This window comes from Pseudactinotalea sp. Z1748 (assembly GCF_049725185.1).
Classification (GTDB): domain Bacteria; phylum Actinomycetota; class Actinomycetes; order Actinomycetales; family Beutenbergiaceae; genus CALKWS01.
In genome coordinates this window covers 81,801-96,977 of the sequence record NZ_JBMPQB010000008.1, presented here as the reverse complement: position 1 = coordinate 96,977, position 15,177 = coordinate 81,801, and the positions used below count along the sequence as shown (strand labels likewise).

General features: G+C 70.3%; 13 protein-coding genes. 10 read left to right on the top strand and 3 right to left on the bottom strand.

Going from position 1 to position 15,177, the window contains the following annotated elements; genetic code table 11:
• Positions 1-78: 78 nt before the first annotated feature.
• The 3 genes from ACO0LU_RS16040 (at position 79) to ACO0LU_RS16030 (ending at position 3,237) form a co-directional block, all read left to right on the top strand.
• Entirely contained in the window at positions 79-1,176 is a 1,098-nt protein-coding gene (locus ACO0LU_RS16040; protein ID WP_424792361.1) for a hypothetical protein, read from the top strand.
• Positions 1,173-1,472, top strand: coding sequence for a hypothetical protein (locus tag ACO0LU_RS16035; RefSeq protein ID WP_424792360.1), 300 nt, complete (start codon positions 1,173-1,175; stop codon positions 1,470-1,472). The genes ACO0LU_RS16040 and ACO0LU_RS16035 overlap by 4 nt, the downstream gene beginning before the upstream one ends.
• 94 nt (positions 1,473-1,566) lie before the next feature.
• A complete protein-coding gene (locus ACO0LU_RS16030) occupies positions 1,567-3,237 on the top strand; it encodes a patatin-like phospholipase family protein (RefSeq protein WP_424792359.1) in 1,671 nt (556 codons plus the stop codon).
• 43 nt (positions 3,238-3,280) lie between these two features.
• On the opposite strand, the gene ACO0LU_RS16025 is transcribed toward ACO0LU_RS16030, so the two are convergent.
• On the bottom strand, positions 3,281-4,678 hold the full coding sequence (locus ACO0LU_RS16025) for a sensor histidine kinase (protein WP_424792358.1): 1,398 nt from the start codon (positions 4,676-4,678) through the stop codon (positions 3,281-3,283).
• 12 nt (positions 4,679-4,690) lie between these two features.
• Positions 4,691-5,392 carry a sensor domain-containing protein gene (locus ACO0LU_RS16020; protein WP_424792357.1) on the bottom strand — a complete coding sequence of 234 codons (702 nt, stop codon included), beginning with the start codon at positions 5,390-5,392 and terminating at the stop codon, positions 4,691-4,693.
• Between the two features lie 117 nt (positions 5,393-5,509).
• Between ACO0LU_RS16020 and ACO0LU_RS16015 the strand changes: the two genes are divergently transcribed.
• From ACO0LU_RS16015 to ACO0LU_RS16000, 4 genes are all read left to right on the top strand, one after another.
• Positions 5,510-6,181: a response regulator gene (locus ACO0LU_RS16015; RefSeq protein ID WP_424792356.1), complete on the top strand. Its 672-nt coding sequence runs from the start codon at positions 5,510-5,512 to the stop codon at positions 6,179-6,181.
• Positions 6,182-6,329: 148 nt separating this feature from the next.
• Positions 6,330-7,079, top strand: a complete 750-nt coding sequence (locus ACO0LU_RS16010; protein ID WP_424792355.1) for an HAD family hydrolase — start codon at positions 6,330-6,332, stop codon at positions 7,077-7,079.
• Positions 7,076-9,469, top strand: coding sequence for a glycoside hydrolase family 65 protein (locus ACO0LU_RS16005; RefSeq protein WP_424792354.1), 2,394 nt, complete (start codon positions 7,076-7,078; stop codon positions 9,467-9,469). Before ACO0LU_RS16010 ends, ACO0LU_RS16005 begins: the two co-directional genes overlap by 4 nt.
• A 49-nt stretch (positions 9,470-9,518) precedes the next feature.
• On the top strand, positions 9,519-10,424 hold the full coding sequence (locus ACO0LU_RS16000) for an arginase family protein (protein WP_424792353.1): 906 nt from the start codon (positions 9,519-9,521) through the stop codon (positions 10,422-10,424).
• A gap of 31 nt (positions 10,425-10,455) precedes the next feature.
• Here the strand turns inward: ACO0LU_RS16000 and ACO0LU_RS15995 are convergent, their stop codons facing one another.
• Entirely contained in the window at positions 10,456-10,980 is a 525-nt protein-coding gene (locus tag ACO0LU_RS15995) for an O-acetyl-ADP-ribose deacetylase (RefSeq protein WP_424792352.1), read from the bottom strand.
• Positions 10,981-11,222: 242 nt separating this feature from the next.
• Between ACO0LU_RS15995 and ACO0LU_RS15990 the strand changes: the two genes are divergently transcribed.
• From ACO0LU_RS15990 to ACO0LU_RS15980, 3 genes are all read left to right on the top strand, one after another.
• A complete protein-coding gene (locus ACO0LU_RS15990) occupies positions 11,223-12,398 on the top strand; it encodes a Gfo/Idh/MocA family protein (RefSeq protein ID WP_424792351.1) in 1,176 nt (391 codons plus the stop codon).
• Positions 12,399-12,475: 77 nt separating this feature from the next.
• Positions 12,476-14,035, top strand: a complete 1,560-nt coding sequence (hutH, locus tag ACO0LU_RS15985) for a histidine ammonia-lyase (protein WP_424792350.1) — start codon at positions 12,476-12,478, stop codon at positions 14,033-14,035.
• Positions 14,036-14,129: 94 nt separating this feature from the next.
• On the top strand, positions 14,130-15,173 hold the full coding sequence (locus ACO0LU_RS15980; RefSeq protein ID WP_424792349.1) for an iron ABC transporter substrate-binding protein: 1,044 nt from the start codon (positions 14,130-14,132) through the stop codon (positions 15,171-15,173).
• Positions 15,174-15,177: the final 4 nt, after the last annotated feature.

Genomic DNA, 15,177 nt, shown 5'->3' with positions numbered 1-15,177 from the left:
GGTAGCAGTCCGGGGCCGCGGCACGCAGACTGCTGGGTAGGGGAAGCAGCGCCGCACCGAGGCAGGACGGAGTGATCCATGGGCTGGGACCGCGAGCAGGCACGGCAGGTCAAGGCGCAGGCAGCCGACTACGTGACCGACCTGGTCGGTCATCTGGACGTGACGATGGCCCACCGCTACGGAGGGTCCACGATCGGGACGATCCCGGGGCCGGCCACCGTGGGGATCGCACTCGGCCTGGCCCCGGCCGCCGACGGTTCCTACCGGTTGGCGTTGCGGTACCGGCTGGGCACCCCGACTGCCAGGATGGCCGCCCGCCGCCTGAGCGAGCAGTTCGGGCCGGATCTGGACGCGCGGCACACCGGCAGGATTCGTGCGTGGCCCGGTCCCGCACCGGCCGGGGTGGGGTTGCCCCGGTCGATCGCAGCCGAACTGACCGAGCGCACCCGGCCGTTGCGGCCCGGTCTGTCGGTGGCGCACACCGGTGTCAGTGCCGGCACGCTGGGGGCGTTCGTGCGCCACGAGGGGGCTATGCACGTGCTGTCCAACCACCACGTGCTGGTCGGGGAGGCCGGAACGCTCGGTGATCCGGTTGTGCAGCCCGGCCCGGCCGATGGCGGGACGGATCCGGCCGACCGGATCGGCGCCCTGGCAGGGTTGGTCGATCTGGTGCCCGGGCGGGGCGCCACGGTTGACGCCGCCATCGCGGCCCTCGAGCCGGACCTCACCGCCGAGGCTGTCACCGCCCACCCCGGTGGTGAGTTGACCGGCTCCACGCTGGTGGACGGCGGAGAGCAGGTGGCTAAGATCGGGCGCACCACCGGCCTCACCCACGGCGTGGTCACCGCGATCGAATTGGATGGACTGCCGGTGGACTTCGGTACCGGCCTGGGCACGCTGGCCTTCGACGGCCAGATCGAGGTGGAGGGCACCGGGGCGGACCCCTTCTCCGCCGGCGGGGACTCCGGATCCCTCGTCTACCTCAGCGAGGACACCTCAGCGGTGGGGCTGCTGTTCGCCGGCAGCACCGGCGGAGGTAGCGCCGGTCAGGGGCTGACCTACCTGAACCCGATTCAGGAGGTCCTGACCCGTCTGGATGTCTCCTTGTTCGCCAGGGGCGACGGCGCACAGGTAGCGGCCCCGGACCGGCACCGTGGAGAGGGCGCGGGACCGTGACTACCGGATCGCCCCGAGGCGACGAGGCGCCGGCCGGGGTCGCTCGAGCGCAGGCGCGCGAAGCGAAGGAAGCGCTCGGGGCCGACCTGGCCGATGAACCGGGTGTGTGCGGGCTGGGCCTGGGCCGGGCCGACGACGGCGGGTGGGTCGTGGTGGTCAACGTCGCCTGCGTGGAGGTCGGTTCCCGTATCCCCAGCCGCGTCGGGGCGACCCCGGTGCTGACCCGGGTGACCGGCACGATCCGGGCGGCCGGCGAGCCGGGCCGCGCCACCACGTGCGGGAACAGCGACGCGTGATAGCCCGGTGGGCGTGGGCGATCCGCGCGGGCCGCAGGGGCGGGGGTTTGAATATTCCGGGCCGCCGTGGCGGCGGTTCCGTACGCTGGGCCGTGTGAGTGACTCCGCGATGTACCGCCTGCGCACCCGGCTTGCTCGGTGGATCGACCCGAACACCCCTCCCGCTGCGAGCAGTTCGGGGACCGTATCCCCCGGCTCCGGCGGCACCGGCACCGCCCTGGTCATTGCCGGCGGTGGAGCCCGGTCCAGTTTCGAGATCGGCGCACTGAAGTACCTGTACCGGCATCAGGAGTTGGACCCGGTGGTGATCAGCGGTACCTCTGCCGGCTCCATCCTGGCCGCGGTGCTGGCCCAGCACTCAGACGCCGCGGACCAACTCCGGGCGCTGGAACAGATGGAGGAGATCTGGGCGCAGATGCGCCAGTCCTCGGACATGTTCGCCGAGCAGGAATGGTTCACCGCTCTGCGCGAGCACATCCCCACCTGGCGCAAGGTGGTCGAGTTGCGTCAGCGGCGGGCCAACCGCGCCTCCCTGGCCGCGGGCCTGGCGGACCTGCTCGCCAAACCACGGGAGGCGGTGGCCCGGATCACCGGAGACCGCGAGAACGGGGAACAGCCGTCGCACCCTCACGGCACCAACGGTCCCGGCAGCGGCCAGGTCGCTGAGGCCGCGGCCGTGGAGGTGGGCGCAGCCGCTGCGGCGAGGATCACGCCCGCGGCCGGCGCCGAGGAGGCCGCACCGGCGACCGACATCAACACCGGTACCGACACGCCACCCGAGCACGAACGGCACTGGAGCCCCGCGCACGCACTGGAGACCCTGAGCACCCTATGGGAGGCGGGCCGCTCGAGCACCGATCTGGAGTTCATCCTGCGCGGCGCCCAGCAGCAACGCTCCGCCTTCCGCCCCGGAACGATCGTGGACCGGCTGCTGGACCCGGAGGTGTTCTCGGCCGAGCGGCTGGGCCGATCTGCACTTGACCTGCGCGTCGCGGTGGTCAGCCTGGAGAGCGGGGAACTGCGGTACGTCGACCAGCACGGGCGCCTTCGGGACAGGTCCGACGCCGTGCTGGCCGACCTGGAGCCGGTGGGCATGTTCGAGGCGGTGCTGGCCTCCTGTTCGATCCCCGGGGTCTTCCCCCCGGTCCCGCTGGCCGGTGAGCACTACATCGACGGCGGGGTCCGCGAGAACGTGCCGGCCGCCATCGTCCTGGACCGCAGGGACGTGGACCGGTGCTTCGTCGTCGTCGCCGCTCCCGAAGGGGTGGCCACCATGTCGGACTTCGCGCAGAAGGACCTGATGGAGATCCTGATGCGGTCCACCGCGCAGATCGGTCCTGATGAGGTCCAGCGTGACGAGGTCCGGTACGCGCGCGAACGCGGGGCGGTGGTGATCCAACCGGAGCTGGATATCCACGACATGGTCACGATCGACCCAGGGCTGGTCTCCATCGCGATCGACTACGGCTACCTGCGCGCTGCGGACGTCTGCGAGGCGGCCGATACCGCCCGGCAGGAACGCACCCGCAACGTGATCCAACTGCGCCGACTGATCTGGACCAGTGAGGACGAGGTATTCGGACCCGACGCCGACGGCGAGGCGACCATAGCGGACATCGCGGAACTGAAGATCCAGTTGCGGGACCTGATCGCCGATCCCGGGTCGGCACATCTGCCTCCGTCCGCCGACCAGTGGTGGCGCACCTGGGAGCGGCACCCGTTCGCCATCGAGGCCGCACCCACTTGGCCCGGCGCACTCCGGTAGGCACCCGGAGATCCAGGGTTCGCGTGCGGCCGTGAGCCACACCTCACGCAGGTGGGGACTGGCCCTCGAACCCGCCGGGTGCTCCCGCGCCGTGCAGCGGCAGTTCGGCGTGCACGCTGAAGCCTCCATCGGACAGCGGGCCGGCGTGCAGCCGGCCGCCGGCGAAGGTGGCCCGCTCGCGCATACCGCGTAGCCCGAAGCCGCCCGCACGAACGTCGGCCGAACCATCGCCACGCTGATCGACGGGAGCAGGACTCGATGGGGTGGTAGCACCGGGCCGGGAACCCTGGACCACCGATCCGGGGTTGCGCACGTCGATCACCAGCACGTCCTGCCCGAGTTCGATCCGCACGTCCACCGGGGCGCCGGGAGCGTGCCGGACGGCGTTGCTCAGGGCTTCCTGCACGATGCGGTAGGCACTGATCCCGGTCACGTCCAGGACAGCCTCGTCGTCCAGATCACCTTGGACCTCGAGCGACACGACGGCGGCACTGCGCCGGACGTTCCCGATGAGTTCGGGGATCCGACTCAGCGTGGGCTGCGGTGCCAACTCCTGCTCGGCGTCCTCCTGCCGCAGGACCGCGAGCAGGTCGCGCATCTCGACCAGGGCGGTGCGGGCGGACTCGGTGATCTGATCGAGTTCGGTCCGCACCTCCTCGGTGACCCCTTCCACCCGGTAGCGCAGGGTGGAGGCCTGGATCGAGATGATGGACAGGCTGTGCGCCACGATGTCGTGCAACTCACGGGCGATACGGGTGCGTTCCTCCACCAACTGACGCCGTTCCTGTTCCGCGGCGGTGCGTTCCTGCTGCGCGAGCAGTTCGGCCCTGCTCATCAACGACTCCCGGATGAGGACCCCGAACGTGGTCACCAGTGCCAGGACCGAGGCAGCGGTGAGCAGGTTCGGAAGGATCGGTCGCCACTCGTCGCGCAACAGCGCCACGACCGTCGCGCACAGTCCCGGTACCACCACGGCGAGCAGACTGCCCACCATCGCGTAGGGCCAGCGCTCCCGCAGCGCCAGGATTGCGCACAGCAGCGATGTGATCACCAGTGAAACCACCGGGATCGGCCAGGGGAACACCTCCCGGCCCATCGTCAGCACCGTGGTGCCGCCGAGGGCGATGGTGGACAGTGCCACCGCAACCTTGGGGCGCTTCAGCGCAACCGGCAGGCTCACCGCGTGCAACATCGAGGCCACCAGGGTGAGGGGGACGAAAGCACGGTACAGCGTGGGCATCGTCGCCGCATTGACCGCCAGTGCCACCAACCCGGAGAGCCACACGAAGATGGTCAGCCACTGGCTGGAGAGCAAACGCGAGCCCGGGTGCGGGATCGCGCCATCGAACCACCGCGGAACCACACGGTCCTTGGTGGGCTCACGCGTGCCCGTCCACCCGTCATCGAGGGAACGCCGGGACGTCGATTCCTGCTCAGTCATGGCCGCTCCACGCTACCGCTGAACCAGCAGCGCCCGACTACTCACCGCATCGAGGGTCACCAACAACCGCACCAGGGCCGGCGTGGTCAGCAGCAGCACTGCGCCCAGCACGCCGTGCACGAGGGAATCGGCCAGGTGTGCGTGCAGGGTCACTTGCGGCGCCAGGAGCGGCAACAGCAGCGAGGCCAAACCCTGATAACCGGGCACGAACACCGACCACAGCCAGGAGGTCACCCCGCCGACGCCCGCAGCCAGCCACGAGGCGGCGACGACGAAGGTCCCCATCCGCAGTGGCAACGCCACCAGAACCGCATGCACCATGTCCCGCCACAACTGCGGGTCGGCCACCATCCGGACCAGCCGCACGGGCCCGGTGGCCGACTGCCGGTACCGGGGGGCGGGGAACGAGTCACCGGTGGACCGGGCCAACAAGTCGCGCCCCTCCCGCGCGAAGCCGCTGGCGAGAAGCAGCGTGAAGCCCAGGATGGGGACCCCGGCCCAGGTTACCGCGGTGACCAAACCGAGAACGAACAGCGGCACCAGCAGCACGAAGCCGAGTACCGACAGAACGAAGGCGGTCAGGAGGTGGGCAAGGCCCCGGAACGTCCCCGTCCACGACAACCGCGCCCACGCCGGACGGACTGCCGGTGACGGCGCATTCCGACTCGTGCCGTGGATCGGGCTGAGCGGGAGTTCGGTCTGGAGGGTCTGCACATACCGAACGTACGAGTAGGGGGCGTCGATGGCATCACCCTACGGAGCCACATACCTGCTCATCCTCTGGGGTGATCGCCGGATACAGTCGACCCATCTCAACCGATCGGAGGACGGATGGTCACCGCCGCGATTCGCGTGCTCATCATCGACGACCAGGCGATGGTGCGAGCCGGCTTCGGCGCCCTACTCGATGCCCAGGATGGGATCGAGGTGGTCGGTGGGGCAGATGACGGGATCTACGCCGCCGACCTGGTCCGCGAGCACGACCCGGACGTGGTGCTGATGGATGTTCGGATGCCCAGGGTCGATGGCCTGGAGGCAACCCGGCAGATCGCCGCCCTGCCCGATCACCAACCCCGGATCATCATCCTGACCACGTTCGATCTGGATGAGTACGTCTTCGACGCCCTGCGCGCCGGTGCCAGCGGATTCCTGCTCAAGGACGCCCCGGCCGAGGATCTGATCCACGCGGTGCGGGTGGTGGCCGGCGGGGAGGCGCTGCTGGCGCCCTCGATCACGCGATCGTTGATCGCCGAGTTCGTCTCCCGGCCCGCCCCCTCGGGCCCCGACGTCAAGGAACTGGCCGACCTGACCGACCGGGAACTGGAGGTGATGAGGTGGGTGGCGCGCGGTCTGTCCAATGGCGAGATCGCCGCCGAGATCTTCGTCGCCGAGCAGACCGTGAAGACCCACGTCAGCCGGATCCTCACCAAACTCGGGTTACGCGATCGGACCCAGATCGTGGTAGCCGCCTATGAGTCCGGCGTGGTCCAGCCCGGCTCCTGATCCGACCCGCCACTCCGGAGTTTCCCAACGAGCCTGCGCACGGTCTGATCAGGCCGCGGCGCCCGCCGGTGCCGCGGCGACACGCCGAGGCACCGGCACGCCGGGCCCACTTTCGAATCCGGCCGTGGTGGGCGATAGCGTCAGTGGCATGGCAGTCTCCCCCTCATCGCTGGCTCGGTTGGGCCTACCTGAGTCGATTCGCGCGGCCCTGTTCGATATGGACGGCGTGCTGACCCAGACCTCAGCCCTGCACCGCAGCGCCTGGAAAGCCACCTTCGACCCGATCCTGGCCGGGGCCGGGCAGGAGGAGTTCACCGAACTGGAGTACGCCGCGCACGTGGACGGACGTCGACGGTACGACGGGGTGCGCGCGTTCCTGACCTCCCGCAGTATCACCCTGCCCGAGGGCAGGCCCTCCGACCCTCCCGAGGCGGAGACCATCTGCGGGGTCGGGAACCGGAAGAACGTTGCCATCACGCGTGCCCTGGCAACCGAGGGTGTGCAAACCTTCCCGGGCACCGTGGCCTACCTCGAGGCCGTGCGCGCCGCCGGACTCGCCACGGCCGTGGTCACCGCCTCGGCGAACGGGCAGGCGGTGCTGGAGTCCGCCGGGCTGGGCGGGCTGCTCGACGGACGCATCGACGGTGTGATCGCGGCGGAGCGCAACCTGCCCGGCAAGCCCGCTCCGGATACCTTCCTGGCCGGTGCCGACCTGCTGGGGGTCGCGCCCGAGCACACCGTGGTGATCGAGGATGCCATCGCCGGGGTGCAGGCCGGGCGTGCTGGCGGCTTCGGCTACGTGATCGGTGTGGACCGGTTGGACCAGCGGGCGCAGTTGTCCCGGGCCGGCGCCGACGTGGTGGTGGCCGACCTGGCCGAGTTGATGGAGCAGCAATGAGTCAGCACACCGCGCCGAACCCGTACGAGATCGACCCGTGGCGGGTGACCTACCGTGGCCTGGACGTGGACAACCTGGGCCAGTTGGAGTCGCTGTTCTCCCTGTCCAACGGGCACATCGGGCTGCGGGGGTCCCTCGACGAGGGCGAACCCCAGCACCTGCCGGGCACCTACGTAAACGGGGTGCACGAGGAGATCCCGCTGCCCTACGCCGAACGGGGATACGGCTATCCCGAGGTCGGCGAGGCTCTCCTCAACGCCACCGATGGCAAGTTGATCCGACTGATGCTGGGGGACGCCCCGTTCGACATCCGCTACGGGCATCTGCTCAACCACGAGCGCACCCTTGACATGCGCGCAGGCACGCTGAACAGGAACACCACCTGGGTGTCCCCGAACGGCAACACCGTCAAGGTCAGCTCCCAGCGGCTGGTGTCCTTCACACAGCGCTCGGTGGCAGCGATTTGCTATGAGGTCACCGCCCTGGATCAGGACCTGATGGTCGCGCTGCAGTCGGATCTGTTGACCAACGAGCCCGGGGCCGCCGCCTCCCGCGACCCGCGCGCCGGAGCACTGCTGGAGCGCCCGTTGACCGGGGTGCTCGCCGCAGCCCGTCAGGCCCGGGCCACGCTGGTGCACACCACGAACCGCTCGGAATTGACGTTGGCGACAGCGATGGATCACATCATCGAGGTGCCCGATGAGTTCCACGACACCATCGAGGCCGCCGGGGATCTGGCCCGCTACTCGGTCACCGCGCGGCTGCCCGCCGGTTCCACCCTGCGGCTGATCAAGTTCCTCGGCTACGGCTGGTCCCACCGCCGCTCCGCACCGGCGCTCCGGGACCAGGTCGAAGCCGCGGTGTCCGTGGCCCGACTGACCGGCTGGAAGGGCCTGCTTACCGAGCAGGAGGAGTACCTCGATGAGTTCTGGAACCGGGCGAACGTCGATATCGAAGGGGACACCGGCCTGCAGCAGGCGGTGCGCTTCTCCATGTTCCACGTGCTCCAGGCCGGGGCCAGGGGTGAGGGGCAGGGCATCGCGGCCAAGGGCTTGACCGGCCTGGGCTACGACGGGCACACCTTCTGGGACGCCGAGACGTTCGTGCTACCGATGCTGACCTACACCGTGCCGCACGCGGTACGCGACCACCTGCGATGGCGGCACACGATGCTGGACCAGGCCCGGGAACGGGCCCGGGAGTTGAACCTGGACGGGGCAGCGTTCGCCTGGCGCACCATCACCGGGCGGGAGTGTTCGGGGTACTGGCCGGCCGGGACCGCCGCTTTCCACATCAACGCCGCCATCGCCGATGCCACCGCCCGTTACCTGGCAGCGACCCAGGACGTCGACTTCGAGGCGGAGTTCGGTGTGGAACTGCTCGTGGAGACGGCACGGTTGTGGGCCTCGCTGGGGCACTTCAGCGAGGATGGCTTCCACATCGACGGGGTCACCGGGCCGGATGAGTACACCGCGGTGGTCAACGACAACTTCTTCACCAACGCCATGGCCCAACGCAATCTGCGTGAGGCCGCATCGGCGTGTGAGCGCCGGATGGAAGTGAGCGCCCTGTTCGGGGTGACCGAGCAGGAGCGGGAGGCCTGGCGCCGCGCCGCGGACCAGATGGCGCTGCCCTACTCCGAGGACGCCGGTGTGCACGAGCAGTCCGAGGGCTTCACCGATGGTGACGAGTGGGACTTCGAGGGCACCGAGGCGTCCCAGTACCCCCTGATGCTGCACTTCCCGTATTTCCAACTCTATCGCAAGCAGGTCATCAAGCAGGCCGACCTGGTGCTGGCCATGCACCTGCGGGGTGACCTGTTCACGCCGGAGGAAAAGGCGGCGAACTTCGCCTACTACGAGGCGCGGACCGCCCGGGACTCCTCGCTGTCGGCCGCCACGCAGGCGGTCATGGCCGCCGAGACCGGCCACTTGGATCTGGCTTACACCTACTGGTCCGAGGTGGCGTTCGTGGATCTGGGGGACCTGCACGGGAACGCCCAGCAGGGCCTGCACATCGCCAGCATGGGCGGGGCGTGGCAGGTGGCGGTGGCCGGTTTCGGGGGGATGCGCGATCACGACGGCAAACTCACGTTCGCGCCCCGGTTGCCGGAGAAACTGACCCGGATCCGGTTCCAGATGACCTTCGCCGGGCGGGTGATCCAACTCGACACCCGTCGCAACGGCTCATCCTCGCCGGAGGAGACGACGTATGAGCTGCTCGAAGGACCGGCGATGCGTACCTGGCACCACGGGGAGAAGGTCCACCTGGAGGCGGGGCGACCCGTCACCCTGCCCGTCCCGCCCCCACCTCAGGTGGAGCCCGTGCGCCAGCCCTTCGGCCGCGAGCCGCTGCACCGGCGCGAACTCAGCCCCCGGCCGGAGATCTGAACGCACCCGACGCCGGGCCGGCTCCGGTGCCGGCCGGTAGTTTGACCGGATGAGCCTCTCCCACGACCCCCACTGGCCCAGGGCCGGCCGGTGGGGCCCGCCCGAGGGCGGTTGCGACGTCGTCATCCTCGGCCTGGGCACCCACCGCACGTCCCTCTCCCCTACCGGTGCGCACGCCACCCCGGCCGCGGTCCGCGCCGCATTGCAGCGCTACAGCACCGCCCTGGCCGATGGGACCGACCTGGCTTCACTGCGCATCGCCGACGCCGGCGACGTCCCCGAGCCCGACGGGGAGGGGGAGGCCGAGGCGGTGCGCGCGGTGTCCGTAGCGGCCGCGCAGGCACGCCTGCTCATCGCCCTGGGCGGGGACAACGCGGCCACCGTCCCGGCTGCACTGGGCACGTGGGGCACCCGCGCCGGCAGCGCCGGACTGGTCACCCTCGACGCCCATCACGACCTGCGGGACGGGGTTTCGAACGGGTCCCCGGTGCGGCGCCTGATCGAGGAGGGTGGCCTGGACGGGCGGCGCGTGGTCCAGATCGGCATCTCCGACTTCGCCAACTCCGCCTACTACCGGGCGCGTGCGAGGGAGTACGGCATCACCGTGATCGAGCGCGACGAACTGCAGCACACCCATATGACGGAGGTCATGGACAGGGCGCTGACCATCGCCTCCGGCGGCGGCGGTCCGGTACACGTGGACCTGGACGTGGACGTGTGCGACCGGTCGGTGGCGCCAGCGTGCCCCGCCTCGGTGCCCGGGGGTATCAGCGCCCACGACCTGCGCGTCGCGGCCCGCTCGGCGGGGGCCCACCCGGCCGTGCGCTCAGTGGATATCACCGAGGTCGATGCGACCGCGGACACCACCGACCAGCGCACCGTACGCCTGGCGGCCCTGTGCGTGCTGGAGGCGGCCGCCGGGTTGGGCGCCCGGCTGCGGGCGGTCTCGGTGTAACCGGGCTGCGTGCCCGGCCCGATGGACCGGCTCAGGTCGAACTGTTCGCCAAGGCGGCTTCGAAGTGCGCCAGGACGTCCCGGCTGAACAGCACGAACCGCACCTGGGTGATGGCGTCGTCCTCGGCCAGGAACGCTCGCACCGCGCTCACGCCGACCCGGGCCACCTGCTCCGGATCCCACCCGTACACACCGGCGCCGATCGCCGGGAAGGCCACCGAGGTGGCGCCCACGCCCGCCGCCCGGCGCAACGAGTTGGTGAAGCAGGCGGCGAGCAGATTCGGGTCCCGCTGGCCGCGGTGGCGGTTCGGGCCCACCGTGTGGATCACCCACCGGGCGGCCAGGTTCCCGGCACCGGTGACGACCGCCTCCCCCACGCCGAGGCCCTCGGGGAGAGCCGTGTCGCGAAGCCGCCGGCATTCGGCGAGCAGGTCCGGCCCGGCTGCGGCATGGATCGCGCCGTCCACCCCACCACCGCCCAGGAGCGAGGAGTTGGCGGCGTTCACGATGGCGTCGACGTCCTCGGCGGTGATGTCTCCGTGATGTGCGCTGAGCATGGTGAGCGACCTCCCGGTACTGTCGGCGATGGGACCAGCGTGCCAGGACCAGCACCGGCGAACCAACGGCAGCCGCGGCCCGGGCGCACCACGGAAAGCGGCCGAGGTGATCGGCTTCTGCGCTTCGAGCACACCGGTTGCAGCACCGGGCCGAAATCATCGGGACGGCGGTTGGAGCATCACGACGGAACCGGACTGGGCCAGTCACCGCCAGGAGAAGTGATGCAGCGAAGGAGAGATGGATGGTCATCCGCGTAGGCGTGGTCGGTTACGGATTGCGGGGCAGCATCGCCAGGGAGGCCCACCGCCCCGGTGCGGGCTCGGTCGTCACCGCGGTATGCGACCCCAGTGAGCGCTCGCGGGCCGAGGCTGCCGAGGCGTTCGGCGACGTGCTGCTGACCGCGGACCTGGACGAGTTGCTCACCTCCGACGTCGACGCCGTCATGGTGCTCACCCCCGACCACCTGCATGCCGCCCCGGTGCTGGCAGCGTTGGAGGCGAAGCTGCCGGTGTTCTGTGAGAAGCCGTTGACGGTGGACCTGGCCGAGGCCGATCAGATCCTGGCGACCGCCCGGCGCACCGGCACACGGCTGTACGTGGGACACAACATGCGACACCTGCCGGTGATCACGCTGATGCGCTCCGTCATCGAGCAGGGCCGCATCGGGGCGGTCAAGGCGATCTGGTGCCGGCACTTCGTCGGCCACGGCGGGGACTACTACTTCAAGGACTGGCATGCCGACCGGTCCAGGAGCCACTCCCTGCTGCTGCAGAAGGGCGCCCACGACATCGACGTGATCCACTGGCTCGCCGGCGCCCCGGCCACCCAGGTGCAGGCGATGGGGGCGATGAGCGTGTACGCCCACAACCCCGACCGCACCGACCGCAGCGGGCAACGGATGACCGACTGGTGGTCCCTGGAGAACTGGCCGGCCACCGCCCACACCGGACTGAACCCGGTGGTGGATGTGGAGGACCTCTCGCACGTCCAGCTCGCACTGGGCAACGGGGTGCTGGCCACCTACGACCAGTGCCACTACACCCCCGACTACTGGCGCAACTACACGGTGATCGGCACGCACGGACGTATCGAGAACATGGGCGACACACCTGGTTCCCAGGTGCATCTGTGGAATCGGCGCCACCAGGGCAGCGCACCACCCGATGAGACGTTCGAGGTGCCCGCGGCCGAGGGCGGTCACGGCGGGGCGGACCGACTACTGGTCGATGAGTTCCTCCGGTTCGCCGTCGAGGGCGGCATCACCTCCACCTCCCCGGTCGCTGCCCGCGATGCGGTAGCCGCCGGCCTCATGGCCACCCGGTCGCTGCGCGAGGGTCGCGGCGTCGTGGAGGTGCCCGCCCTCGATGCCGAGCTGGTGGGCTACTTCGCGGCCGGGCAGCCCGGCCCGGCGGGATAGCCGGCGAAGTGACCTGTCACCCGGGGCGAGCCGGCGGACTCCCCCACGCAGGTGGCCGGGCGTGATGGGATAAGCCCATGCACGATGCACCCATCGCGAACGCGGTCACGCTCGGCACCATCCCGCTGAGCGTTGACGACGTGGTGGCCGTGGCCCGCGACGGCGCCCCGGTCCACCTGCCGTCCGAGGTCCTGACCGAGGTCGCCGACAGCCGCCGGCACGTGGAGTCACTGGTGGACGCCGAACGGCCCCACTACGGGGTCTCCACCGGGTTCGGGGCCCTGGCCACCACCCACATCCCACCCGAACGGCGCACCCGGCTGCAGCAAGGGTTGATCCGCTCCCATGCGGCCGGCACCGGACCGGAGGTGGAGACCGAGGTGGTCCGTGCGCTGATGCTGCTGCGCCTGGCCACGCTCGCCTCGGCCCGCACCGGCGTGCGCGAGAGCACCGTGCGTGCCTACGCGGACCTGCTCAACGCCCACCTGACCCCGGTGGTGCACGAGTTCGGGTCGCTGGGCTGTTCCGGCGACCTCGCCCCGCTGGCCCACGCGGCGCTGGCCCTGATGGGCGAAGGCACCGTGCGCACCCGGGACGGCCACGCCCATCCGGCGCGCACCGCACTTGTCCGCGCCGGTCTGGCACCGGTCGAACTGGCCGAGAAGGAGGGCCTGGCGCTGATCAACGGCACCGACGGGATGACCGGCACGCTGGCCCTGGCCTGTGCCGACCTGAGGCACCTGCTCCAGGTCGCCGACGTCGCGGCGGCGATGAGCGTGGAGGCGTTGCTGGGCACCGACGCAGTCTTCGCCGCAGACCTGCAGGCGTTGCGCCCGCACCCGGGACAGGCGGCCTCGGCCGCGAACCTGCGCACCCTGATGGCCGGCTCCGGCATCGTGGCCTCCCACCGCGGCCCGGACTGTTCCCACGTGCAGGACCCCTACTCACTGCGATGTGTTCCCCAGGTGCACGGGGCCGCCCGGGACACCCTGTCCCACGCGCGGGGTGTCCTCGAGGTGGAACTGGCCTCGGTGATCGACAACCCGGTGGTGACCCTGGACGGGCGGGTGGAGTCCAACGGCAACTTCCACGGCGCCCCGGTCGGTTACGTGCTGGACTTCCTGGCGATCGCCGCCGCCGACGTCGCCTCGATGAGCGAGCGGCGCACCGACCGCTTCCTCGACACCGCCCGCAACGCTGGCCTACCGGCGTTCCTGGCCCAGGACCCGGGCGTGGACTCCGGGCTGATGATCGCCCAGTACACCGCCGCTGGGATCGTCTCCGAACTCAAACGCCTGGCCGTGCCGGCCAGCGTGGACTCCATCCCCTCCTCGGCGATGCAGGAGGATCACGTCTCGATGGGATGGGCCGCGGCCCGCAAACTGCGCCGCGCCGTGGACGGTCTGCGCCGCGTGCTCGCGATCGAGATCCTCACCGCCGCACGTGGCATGGACCTGCGCCGGCCGCTGCAGCCGGGCCCGGCCACCGGTGCAGCCAGAGGCGTACTGCGCGCCGCCGGCGTCAGCGAGCCCGGCCCGGACGAGCATCTCAGCCCCCAGATCGAGGCGGCCCACCAGGTGCTCCTGGACGGTTCCCTGCTCACCGCAGTGAGCGAGGTCACCGGTTCCCTGGCCTGAGCACCTCCGGCACGGCTTCCCACCACCGGCTAGTAAGGTTAGCCTTACTTAAGACGTGCCCGGTCGGGCCCCCGATCACAGGAGAACAGACTCGATGCCTCTCAAAGTACCCACGATGCGCACCGCATGGCTGGCACCGACCGCGGTCGCCGGACTGGTCCTGGCCGGGCTGACCGCGTGCGGCTCCGGTGACGGCTCCGACGAGGAGTCCCTGACGCTCTACAGCGGCCGTAACGAGGCCCTGGTGCAGCCGGTGCTGGACTCCTTCACCGAGGAGACCGGGATCGAGGTCTCGGTGCGGTACGGCGGGACTGCGGAGATGGCTGCCCAACTCCTGGAGGAAGGGGACCGCAGCCCTGCCGATGCTTTCCTCGCCCAGGACGCCGGCGCGCTCGGGGCACTCGCTGCCGATGGGCTGCTGGCGCCGCTGCCACAGGACACGCTCGACCTGGTCCCGGCCGCCTACCGCTCCGCCGACGGCACCTGGATCGGGCTCACCGGCCGGTCCCGGGTGCTGGTCTACAACAAGGACGCAGTCAGCGCCGAGGAACTGCCCGAGTCCGTCTTCGAACTGACCGAGGAGCAATGGCGGGGCCGGGTGGGGATCGCACCGACCAACGCCTCCTTCCAGGCGTTCGTCACCGCGATCCGGCTGATGGAGGGCGATGACGTGGCCCGGCAGTGGCTCTCGGACCTGGCTGCGAACGACCCGCAACTTCGCGAACGCAACGGCATGATCGTCGCGGACGTGAACGCGGGGGTGTTCGACGTCGGGTTGGTCAACCACTACTACCTCTTCGAACAGGCCGAGGAGGAGGGCGTGGAACCGGAGGACCTGGACGTGGCCCAGCACTTCTTCGCCGGCGGTGATGCCGGCGGCCTGGTGAATATCTCCGGGATCGGCGCTCTGGGTGAGGAGCCCTCACCGGCCGCCCAGGAACTCATCGATTACCTGCTCAGCCCTACCGGGCAGGAGTACTTCCGCGACGAGACCCACGAGTACCCCATGGTCGAGGGCATCGAGGCCGATGAGGCGTTGCCGCCCCTGACCGGCCTGGACCAGCCCGAGATCGACCTGAACGACCTCGACGACCTGCAGACCACCGTCGAGATGATCAGTGAGGCGGGATTGTCCTGACCCA

Coding starts and splice junctions, on each gene's coding strand:
- ACO0LU_RS16040 (WP_424792361.1), top strand. CDS start 79: ATGGGCTGGGACCGCGAGCAGGCACGGCAGGTCAAGGCGCAGGCAGCC.
- ACO0LU_RS16025 (WP_424792358.1), bottom strand. CDS start 4,678: ATGACTGAGCAGGAATCGACGTCCCGGCGTTCCCTCGATGACGGGTGG.
- ACO0LU_RS16015 (WP_424792356.1), top strand. CDS start 5,510: ATGGTCACCGCCGCGATTCGCGTGCTCATCATCGACGACCAGGCGATG.
- ACO0LU_RS16010 (WP_424792355.1), top strand. CDS start 6,330: ATGGCAGTCTCCCCCTCATCGCTGGCTCGGTTGGGCCTACCTGAGTCG.
- ACO0LU_RS16005 (WP_424792354.1), top strand. CDS start 7,076: ATGAGTCAGCACACCGCGCCGAACCCGTACGAGATCGACCCGTGGCGG.
- ACO0LU_RS16000 (WP_424792353.1), top strand. CDS start 9,519: ATGAGCCTCTCCCACGACCCCCACTGGCCCAGGGCCGGCCGGTGGGGC.
- ACO0LU_RS15995 (WP_424792352.1), bottom strand. CDS start 10,980: ATGCTCAGCGCACATCACGGAGACATCACCGCCGAGGACGTCGACGCC.
- ACO0LU_RS15990 (WP_424792351.1), top strand. CDS start 11,223: ATGGTCATCCGCGTAGGCGTGGTCGGTTACGGATTGCGGGGCAGCATC.
- hutH (WP_424792350.1), top strand. CDS start 12,476: ATGCACGATGCACCCATCGCGAACGCGGTCACGCTCGGCACCATCCCG.
- ACO0LU_RS15980 (WP_424792349.1), top strand. CDS start 14,130: ATGCCTCTCAAAGTACCCACGATGCGCACCGCATGGCTGGCACCGACC.